The organism is Leisingera sp. MMG026 (assembly GCF_021654205.1).
Classification (GTDB): Bacteria; Pseudomonadota; Alphaproteobacteria; order Rhodobacterales; family Rhodobacteraceae; genus Leisingera.
Genome location: NZ_JAKFZM010000082.1, coordinates 1 through 9,237 on the forward strand (window position 1 = coordinate 1; position 9,237 = coordinate 9,237).

Annotated in this window: 10 protein-coding genes; 6 read left to right on the forward strand and 4 right to left on the reverse strand. The window is 53.2% G+C overall.

Annotated features, from left to right (window positions below):
• Positions 1–47: 47 nt before the first annotated feature.
• Together L1069_RS22915 and L1069_RS22920 are read right to left on the reverse strand one after the other, a co-directional pair.
• Positions 48–968, reverse strand: coding sequence for a hypothetical protein (locus L1069_RS22915; RefSeq protein WP_237457182.1), 921 nt, complete (start codon positions 966–968; stop codon positions 48–50).
• Complete coding sequence (locus tag L1069_RS22920; RefSeq protein ID WP_237457183.1) at positions 968–1,765, reverse strand: phosphatidylinositol 4-kinase; 798 nt, start codon at positions 1,763–1,765, stop codon at positions 968–970. Before L1069_RS22920 ends, L1069_RS22915 begins: the two co-directional genes overlap by 1 nt.
• A gap of 145 nt (positions 1,766–1,910) precedes the next feature.
• Between L1069_RS22920 and L1069_RS24225 the strand changes: the two genes are divergently transcribed.
• The 4 genes from L1069_RS24225 (at position 1,911) to L1069_RS22935 (ending at position 4,205) form a co-directional block, all read left to right on the forward strand.
• Positions 1,911–2,033, forward strand: coding sequence for a hypothetical protein (locus tag L1069_RS24225; RefSeq protein ID WP_275423102.1), 123 nt, complete (start codon positions 1,911–1,913; stop codon positions 2,031–2,033).
• On the forward strand, positions 2,033–2,218 hold the full coding sequence (locus tag L1069_RS22925) for a hypothetical protein (RefSeq protein WP_237457184.1): 186 nt from the start codon (positions 2,033–2,035) through the stop codon (positions 2,216–2,218). Before L1069_RS24225 ends, L1069_RS22925 begins: the two co-directional genes overlap by 1 nt.
• 42 nt (positions 2,219–2,260) lie before the next feature.
• On the forward strand, positions 2,261–3,571 hold the full coding sequence (locus L1069_RS22930; protein WP_237457185.1) for a DUF6538 domain-containing protein: 1,311 nt from the start codon (positions 2,261–2,263) through the stop codon (positions 3,569–3,571).
• A 415-nt stretch (positions 3,572–3,986) separates the two neighbouring features.
• Entirely contained in the window at positions 3,987–4,205 is a 219-nt protein-coding gene (locus L1069_RS22935) for a hypothetical protein (protein WP_237457186.1), read from the forward strand.
• A gap of 412 nt (positions 4,206–4,617) precedes the next feature.
• Here the strand turns inward: L1069_RS22935 and L1069_RS22940 are convergent, their stop codons facing one another.
• Together L1069_RS22940 and L1069_RS22945 are read right to left on the reverse strand one after the other, a co-directional pair.
• Positions 4,618–6,228, reverse strand: a complete 1,611-nt coding sequence (locus tag L1069_RS22940) for a reverse transcriptase domain-containing protein (protein ID WP_237457187.1) — start codon at positions 6,226–6,228, stop codon at positions 4,618–4,620.
• A gap of 391 nt (positions 6,229–6,619) precedes the next feature.
• Entirely contained in the window at positions 6,620–6,841 is a 222-nt protein-coding gene (locus L1069_RS22945; RefSeq protein ID WP_237457188.1) for a helix-turn-helix transcriptional regulator, read from the reverse strand.
• Positions 6,842–6,980: 139 nt separating this feature from the next.
• Here L1069_RS22945 and L1069_RS22950 point away from each other — a divergent pair, with 139 nt between their 5' ends.
• Together L1069_RS22950 and L1069_RS22955 are read left to right on the forward strand one after the other, a co-directional pair.
• Positions 6,981–7,595: a DUF805 domain-containing protein gene (locus L1069_RS22950; RefSeq protein ID WP_237457189.1), complete on the forward strand. Its 615-nt coding sequence runs from the start codon at positions 6,981–6,983 to the stop codon at positions 7,593–7,595.
• Between the two features lie 163 nt (positions 7,596–7,758).
• Positions 7,759–9,198 (forward strand): caspase family protein, encoded by a 1,440-nt coding sequence (locus L1069_RS22955; RefSeq protein ID WP_237457190.1) that lies wholly within the window; start codon positions 7,759–7,761, stop codon positions 9,196–9,198.
• Positions 9,199–9,237: the final 39 nt, after the last annotated feature.

Genomic DNA, 9,237 nt, shown 5'->3' on the forward strand with positions numbered 1-9,237 from the left:
TGACCCGATGGTGGCGTGCTGTGGTGGTGTGGTTGGGGAAAAACTCTTCAGGCTGCTTCAAGCTTCAACACATGGTCTCCGATCTCGACCACGGTATTTAAAGCTCTCAAGCGCAATTCTTCCTGGTCCGCTTGGTGTTCAAGCTCCTCGAAGGCCTCGTTCAAGTTTTCCTGTTGCTTCTCTGAAAGCTGAGGATCATCCGCGTGGGGACGCTGCAGTATCATCTCATGTTTTCGATCAAGTACGCTATTCGGGTCTCGGTCGCGTTCAACTTTCAGGTCCCAGAGGCGCCGTTTTACAATGTTTACGGAGGCCGTAAGGGCACCTGCTTTCAACGTCCCGAAATTCGCAACAAGTTTTGATCCTGAGAAATCAATAATAACCTTGTGACTGCTACCCTTCTTACGCCTCTGCTTCCCTTCTCTAAGGTCGCTGCTAAAAAAACCAGCGTAGCCGGCTCTTTGCGCTTTGACGTAGTCGCAAACTAAAAACGGCAGTCGATCTCCGCTACTTTCTTGGGGGTCCGCTACATTTGCATTGGAAGCAACTATCTTGGACGCCTCTACCTGCTCTTGATAAAGGGATGATAGAACGGCCATCCAGCTCTTACCTATGGCTTGGAGGCTATCACCTTCAGCTGTTCGCAACTCACCAACATGGACACCACTGATTACGTGATTGGGATCTGTCAGCGCTTCTACCGAACGCAGAGCGAGTTCGTTCCTCAAATGATCAATGGCTATCTCAATAGCACTGATGGTCGCAAAAGCGTCATCCCCATAAAAGCAATGCAAGCGGTCAACGGCATTGGCTGGCTCGACATGAAAGCCTTCACTGTTCACGACGGCAACACCGACCACAAGGCGCTCATAGCCGCCCATGATTGGTGACAACATTATGGGGGCCCACGTCGCTTGAAGCTTAGTGTTCCAAGCTGGGAACTGGCTGGAGTCTAGGTTAATTTCCATCAAACCATCACCGGCACGCCGAGCGCTCTACTGGAGTGTTGAGGGACCATAGCAGCTCTACTCTCAAGAAAGTCTTTCAGAGCATCCAGGTATTCTTTAGGCAGCAATTCCACGATGCGGCTTTTGGATGAAGCTGCAGCAATGTCGCAGGCTCCAATCGTCGCGCCAAACTTCCTGGCTTCTGCTGCACGTTCCTTCTTTTGATCCACGGAAAGTAGGCTGGTCAGCCATTCGGACAAGCGGTGACGGTAGCTTGCATCTGGATTAAGGTGCTCAGGCTTCCACGAGGGACCAGTGAAGCTGTGCCCGTGGTCAATCATCCAGCATTCATTCTTATTCCCAAACAGGATATTACCAGGATGTCGGTCGGTGTTGGCGATCCAAGCATCGTACGCATACAAACGGCCAAGATCATCCCAATTCATCACTTGGTTGATAAGAGACAGTCGTTCTGGCAGGTTCGCGGTCTGCAGGCGAAATGTTAGGTTGGGAACTTTAACATCGGCGCTCACGAACACGAGTCGGCTCCCATCACTGAGAACTGGGCTATGCCTCAAGCTGAGGTCCCCTGGCCGCACTAGCCCGATATAGCAATCGGGTACAGGGAGCTTAACTTCACGCGCCAAGGTATACGCAAGCAACTCATTGCAGAGCTGAGTTATATCCAAGTCTTTAATAATGCTTAACCTTGTCGCCCCATCGGACGTCAGAACCTGGCCTCTATAAGTGTCATTCACATTGCCTTCGTTGAAGCCAACGGCACCGAGCAACACTGTCGCGAGTTGAATATCCGGCATAAAAAACTGTTTCTAGCTATTCCCTGCAATCACCTTTTACGGGAAGTTTGGCACCCAGATCAAGTCACCCGGGAGCTATCAACAGGCCAAGAGCAAACTGAGCACCCCTCCGTATCTAAATCGATAGCAACTACGGAGGTTTATCATGCTGTCTCATATACTTGCGAAGTACCTGCTAGCAGCCAAGCCGATCAAAGCGCGACGATCCAGCAGCGGCGAAATCGTCATCGGCAAGATCATCATCGTCCTGTTCGCCAGGATCGATTGATGGGCGAGCTGCAACCCGACGACATCGTGGTCATCCGCGGGTCCGAAGACTGGCCGGAGCATCTGTTCCGGATCACTGAAGTCTTCGACGACTGTGTGGGCGGCTACTCACTGAACGGACCACTGGAAGGCGAATACGGCGAGCCGGACTTCGACCTGATCCTGAGGGTCTACGAGGGCGACTGACGCCCTTTTCCCAAAAACTCAAAACTAGAAGGAGGAGACACAATGTCTGCTCAGATCAAGTATGCGTACTTGAAGGGTCACACGTGGCTCTATCGACGCCATTACCCGAAAGACGTGGCTCTGGCCCTTGGTCAGCAAGCCCTGAAACAGTCGCTGAAGACACGAGACGCCGCTACCGCCCGCGTCCGAGCAGCGGAACTCAATGCCCGTTATGAAACGCAGGTGGCAGAGGTTCGTTCACTTGCAGAGGAAGCACTGAGTGCCCCAAGGAGCAGCAGAACCGCCCCGGCATGGGCCGCTAATCCAGAAGGTGCTCTCGACCGTCTGCGGGCCTCTCTGGCAGACTCTGGAACAGTCCTTGACCGTCCTGACTTCAATCGGTTGGCCGCGAAGCAAAAGATCCTGATCGGTGACCGCGCCGAGTCTTACCTGAGGCACCGGAGCAGCCAGCTTCGCCATGGCGGGTTCAAATCGGTGAGGTACTCGGTGGAGCTATTCGCTAGCCGCTATGGTCAACGGTCGCTTTGCAGCCTTGGGCGGGACGAAGGGAGGGAGTTTCTTGGTTTGATCGCCAAGTTGTCCCCGCTGGTCGGCAAGTCGGCGTCAACGAGAGGGTTAAGCCTGGACGGTTTGCTGTCTTTCTCGGAGAACTGCGCGGCCAAGATAACTGTGCGGACCCAGAAGCGTATCTGGTCGCAGGTGAACCATTTCCTCGACTGGTGCGTCTACGAGGGCGCTCTGGAAGCCAATCCGTTTAAGTCAGTACTGTTCGATCAAAAGGTTCGACCTCGACCCTATGCAGTGCCGACTGACGAGGAAGTGCGGCGGTTGCTGGCTGACCGAAGCGGTGATCTGCATCCTGTGTTTCTGACCTGCCTACTGTCAGGGATGCGCGCCGGGGAAGCGGTTGGCCTGTTGCGGAAAGATCTGGTGTCGAAGGGCAACCTCGGAACCTTTGCTTGGGTTCGACCAAATGAGCTGCGGCTGCTGAAAACGGATGCTGCGGAGCGACTGGTTCCAGTGCACCCAGTGCTGCAGGGCCTTTTCAGAGAGCTACCTGAGTTCGGCCCGCTGTTCCCCAACTTGACCGTCAATCAGATCACTAAGGCGTTTGCCAAGGCCCGTCGACGGTTACGACTGGAGCGTCCAGGGCTGGTGTTCCACTCTACTCGGAAGTGGTTCATCACCCAGTGCGAGCGAACCGGTGTCCCGGAGCATTTCACGGCGTCTCTGGTCGGCCATAAGTCAGCTCGGTCAGAGAACGGGATCACCTACGGGATATATTCCGCAGGGATCAGTGACGAGCAAAAGCGGTCTATTGTGGACCAGATTCGGTTGCCAGTGCCGGGATGAGACCACCCAACATTGAAGACTTCGAGGAGAGGGCCGCTATCGCTGAATACGATGGCGGTCTTTCTCGTAGGGCGGCTGAAGATTTGGCGGCTCGATCACAGGGCTTCGCTGGCGCTGAAGACTACTGGCGGTGGCTGGCGGAGTACGTTCTGACCCGAAAGATACCATAGAGACACCCCGGCTGGCTGCGCGCTGGCCGGGGCTTCCACTTTACTTTTTTCTTCACAGCCAAAACCAGCGACCAACCATAAACCGCTTGCAACCGGATAGCGCTAACGCCAGGAAGGTCTCCCTCCATGCTTGGAGGATCAACGATAATAATAACAAGGAGCCCGTGCCGATCTTGGATTTCACCGTCTGTCTTCGTGATCCGCTCACCAAGGCAATCGCTACGGGACCAAAGAGAGGAAATTTCATGACCACTCAACTTGATGCAGCATTCGAAATCATCTCCGTCGACGGTAGCCGCGCGTACTTTCTGGACGCTATCGAAAATGGGGCTGAACAGTTCGAGGAATTCGAGACTCGCTCAGGCGTGAGTCTGGCTGACCTCGAACATGCAGATCGAACCGAGACCACGGTGTTCATCCCCGCTGATGATCGCCACTACACCGTGGCTCGGATGCAAAGCTGATAGCTGAAGGGAAACTGAAGCCCTTTGCCGCACAATCTGGCTAACTAAACTTTGGCCCACCTCTGTCCTCAGGATGGCGGTGGGCCTTTCTAGTCTGGGCTTAAGGACGCCAGACGGCCTGCACTTTTCTTTCTGCTTGCTGGGTCGCTGCAAAATCTCACGTAATTACCCGGCACGTTCGCACATTACTGACCGGGTGATGGTAGCAAGGCAGACCAGTAATCCGGTGATCAGAGAAGGCATGCCGGATAGCTGCCCTTCAAGCACTGTACGGCGATATCGGACTACGAACCCATTGCCGCCATCTCTGCCTGACCACGGTGCTGTAGGCGCACGAGACCACTCCCAGCCCTAAGCGGGCATGGTCAATTTGCATATCAGTGTGTGGAGCTTACTCGCTGCATTTGCCAAGTTAAGGGAGGGTCGCAACCCAAGCGCTCAGTTCGGAAATCGCAACTGCAAGCTGCCGTTGAGGAGAAACGCTACCATCTTTTGCAACATAGGCTACCGGGCCACCTTTGTGGATGATGCCCAATACGGAGTCATCTTCGGTCATTAAAGGACCACCAGACATCCCTTGTCCGAGCATTTGAGACACCTCGATCAAAGGCACAGCACTCTTGGTGGTCAGAGAGCTAATACTGCCCTGCCTAACATTGAGTTGGTCACCCGGACCGTAGGTTGGGAAGCCCGCAGCTCGAGTGTTTGCTCCGATGGTCGGAGAACCTGTGAATGATCCCAACTCGAAATATTCCGTCGACGCAACTGAATGTTCGAGAATCGCAAGGTCCCGATGCGTGCAAATATTCTTAATCGTTACCTTGAATCTATTGGAAGTTCTCAGGGGGTGGAAAATATCGATTTTTGATGCACCGTCGACGCAATGGGCAGCAGTCACTAGTCCGACACCGTCTAAAAAGAACGCGGTTCCATTGTCGAATTCGGTTTCCACTACCCATATCGCCCGGTCCACAATTTCAGCTCGAGTTGGATGGACCTTGATTGGGTTCGCTGGGAAACAAGCATTGTAGCGCTTAGCCATGCCACGAAAAACTGGGTCAGACTGCCCCTTCACAAAGCCAACCCATGAAATTTTACCCTGAAGGTGCGATTGAATTTTGCAGGACTTTCCAAAGCGCGACTTCAACTCTGTCTGAGCAGCGGCTAGGCCAGACCGTTCAACTTTGAACAACGCGGAACGGACGTTGCGGACATACCTTCGGTCCACGTTGAGACCTTCATTGACCTTAATCCCAGTGACTATCCTGCGCGAGTTTCTATCAGCAAAATGAATTTTCTCAGGATTCAGCTCAAACCCGTTGTTTTGAAAGATCATTCGCAGTTCGGCATGCAATTTTTCTGGTGAGAGCCTACCGGGGGCGGGCCTTTCTCCTTCAAACAGTGAAGTCGGAGGCTGAAAACTCGAAAGCGTTATATCGTCTGCATAACGCGTGTAGAGTAGTCGATGCTCTTTAGAAAAGCGCATCAAAGATTTGTCGAGCCGGAAGCAGATCATGTTGGAGAGCACAGGACTAGAAGGCGCGCCCTGCGGTAAACAACCATTATTCGAACAGATACGGGCAACAATCTCTGCCACGTTTGTGTCCACGCCAATGCTTGTAAGCAGGCCCTGGACACGTGCCTCAGTGATCGATGGAAAGAAGTTCTGTATGTCGATGTTGAGGATGAACCGGCGCCGGAGGTGCGTCTCAGCATTTGTCCTAACCGAGCGATCCGGAACAAAACCATGAACCGGGTTTCTAGGACTGTACAAACCGGAAAGGCTACGAGCGAGCTTTTGCTGCAGCATCTTTAAGCGATAATCAGGAGCGCTAATTGTACGGCTCTTTCCCGACCTCTTTGAGATGTCGAAATGCGAGTACATTCGACCGCGAAACCACCAGATTTTTTTAAGTTCTTCTGGTGAAACGCCGAGGTACTTGAGCAGTTCACTTCTGGATGACAGCTCGCCCGGGATTTTCGCTCGACTCGTGCCTCCAAAGAGATAGAACAGGCTGTGCACGAGGTCCCCCCTCCAATCACCCCATGGCTCAAGGTCAACTGGGGGCGCACGTTTCTTGTGCAGACATTTGCTCTTACGCCGCAGTTACGACAGCGCGTTTGCGAGGGGAAACCTCGTGCCTCTACATGACTCATGCCGTTGGGAGCTTCAACCTTGAAGTGCGCGCGAAATCCAGCATTGACGCCTAAATCTCGAATTGCCCAGCAACATCGGCAAGACAGTCGAATGTCCGGATCACACCATTCACACGACCTATCGAAGGCCGCTTCCTGCGCACAGGAGACACTCGGTCCTGCCCAGGCTGCGCGCGCAGTGAAAGTCGACTTGGTCCGGCACAGTTGCCTATCAACGTACGACTTTGCAAAGCCCGTTTTCTGCGTATGGCAGCGACCTAAGCCTGCTCGTCCTCAGGCATCAAGAGCCTCCAAGAAGGTATACCCAAAGGCTCCGCCAGCTTTTCCAGCACCACGATTGTCGGATTTCTCACACCTCGCTCAACGCCGCTGACATAGGTTCGATGCAGGCCGCACTCAAAGGCCAGAGCCTCCTGCGAGAACCCTGCTTCCTCCCTGAAACGCTTCAGATTTCGTCCGACTAGCCTGCGTATTGCCATGCTCGGAGAGAGCAGCCTTGTAGACTTATAATCTACAGACTATGAGTCTCATTTGCGGGGCGCTTCAAAACTACGCGGCGCAAAGAGACGGGAAACTGGGCAGATTTTCGGCTCCATCCATCATCGAACGAGGAAGCTCATGGAAAGCACTTTTAGGATCATATTTTGGGCGGGTCTGGCCGGGTGTGCCGGATGGTTCTGGTTCGCCATGTTTCAGCCGATGACGGTGTTAGCCGAAGCCGCTGGCGTCTCCGCTGGCGTGCTTCTGCTGATCGGCGCGGCTGGTCTGTTGTTCTTCTGGATCCCTCAAGCCTTCGACTTGAAGAAGGTTGGTAAGGCGGCTGAAGCAGCTGCCCTGCAGGCACAGGCTGGCTCTCAGGAGCTTTCACAGGTTGGCTCGGATGTCCTGAAGGAGACGGGAAGCAAGCTGGGGCCGATGTTGAGCTATGTGTTCAGCTCCTCAGGCCGGGTTTCCCGCAAAGAATATCTGATCATTCAGGCAGTAACAGGCGTTCTTCTCCTCTTCCTCTTTGCTCTGACATTGGAGGATCCTGCCGATGGTTTCAGTCTCTTTGCCTACCTAGCGATGGGCATGGTTGCAGCGGTTCTACTTGCCTTCGGTGTTCGCCGAACCCGAGACACTGGAGTAAATCAATGGTGGTTCCTGCTGGTTCTGGTGCCGCCAGCGAGCTTCGCACTGATGGTATTCTTGCTTCTCGTTCCGACTGACGAGTTCAAAGATGCCCCCATCTAATTGCGGTTGGGGCGCACTGCACCAAGATGAGTAATCTCTCGAACAAACGCAGCGGAGCTGCCACCCGAAGCTAGAGGCAGCCCCTTCTAACAGCTTGCAAATATGCCGAATTTTCGCGACTACTCAGAGCCATTACTCAGATCAGTTTCTTCGGGAGTATCTTGTGGCTTCAACAGCTATTTTGATTGGGAATGCGAACTATCTCCAAGAAAGTCCACTGCCATGCTGCAGAGAAGACGTTGCTGCCTTTCAGGCACTTCTAGAGGCGACTGGGCGCTTCGATACTGTAAACTTGCATGTGGACCTAGATGCAGATCAAATGCGAGAAGCTGTGCGCAATGCGTTATCGCCCAACGGCCAGCACGATGAGGTTTTCTTCTATTTCTCAGGCCACGGAAGCTATATTGGGGCCGAGCTTTACTTGTGCGGAAAGACGTTTGATGGGCATCGGCCAAATGAGACCGGTGTGTCTCACAGTGACCTATCGGATCTGTTTAGGGCTTCCGGGCCAGAAGTCTTCATCTCGGTAATAGATGCGTGTTTCTCGGGGGCTCCTCTGATCAAGGGTGCCCCTCCTGTTCCGCTAGTTACAAAAGACGGCTTCCGAAATGTGCTTCAATTCTCCTCATCTCTAGACAACCAGACGTCGCTTGGTGGTGAAAGTCTTAGCGCGTTTACCCGAGCGTTTCTTGAAGCAAGCGTCCGCAAAACGACGGGCGTAGTTTACTACACCGATATCAAGAATGCGCTTAGAGACGACTTCATTGGAAACGAAGACCAAACCCCATTTTTTGTCAACCAAGGGACAGGTCGCGAGGTGTTGGTGGATGATGCGAGAAGACTTGTGAAATTTCGCGAGATCCTCAAGTCCCGATGGCCAAACGGCGAAGAAAACATCAACTCAGAGGATGAAAGCGACGAAGTCGATGGGGACTTAGCGGGCATAGGGGCACAAACGCCAGCACAGCTGCTTCATCTTGCAGAACAGCAGATGGGCAGCCCCGAGAAGGCAAGCGAATTTGCAAGCAAGCTGTTTGACGGCGTGCTAGAGAAGTTCGATCAGTGTGAGTTCTCAGAGTTCTTTGAGGCCGTGACTGCGGAGCATTCTGATTTCGAAGAGCCTACAGCTAGGGAGTTCATGATCCGGGTTCTTTCTCGGGAAGATCGCCATGACAACCTCGTGACCGCGGAGGCGAAGCGAAAAAGAAAGAAAAAGCTTCCTTGGGAGACCGCAATGATGGGCCTGATGGCTTCTTTCAATGACGATTGGGAGGAGCACTTCACCTTGCATCTGAACTGCACATTGGAACGAGCCCAGCTAAAGCTAACTTTATCACCTAAGTTTCGCTCTCTCCAGCAACTCCAATTGGTATTGAGTTGCGCTCCGAGTCTCAATCAGTGCTACGTCTTCGAAGTAGTAACACAGCACCCATACACCGATTGGGAAGCGTATGATATTGAAGGGAAAGAGATCGTACGCAGGTGGTATAAAATGAACTGGGGCGATGATCTTGAGTTTCTAGCAACCAAAATTTGTGATGCGTTGGTCAAAGGCATCTCCGACCACATACACGAGACGACTAAACGCCTTGAAGGCAGCTAGCAGTCTCTGTGTCATACAAGCTATCACCTGCACCACAGG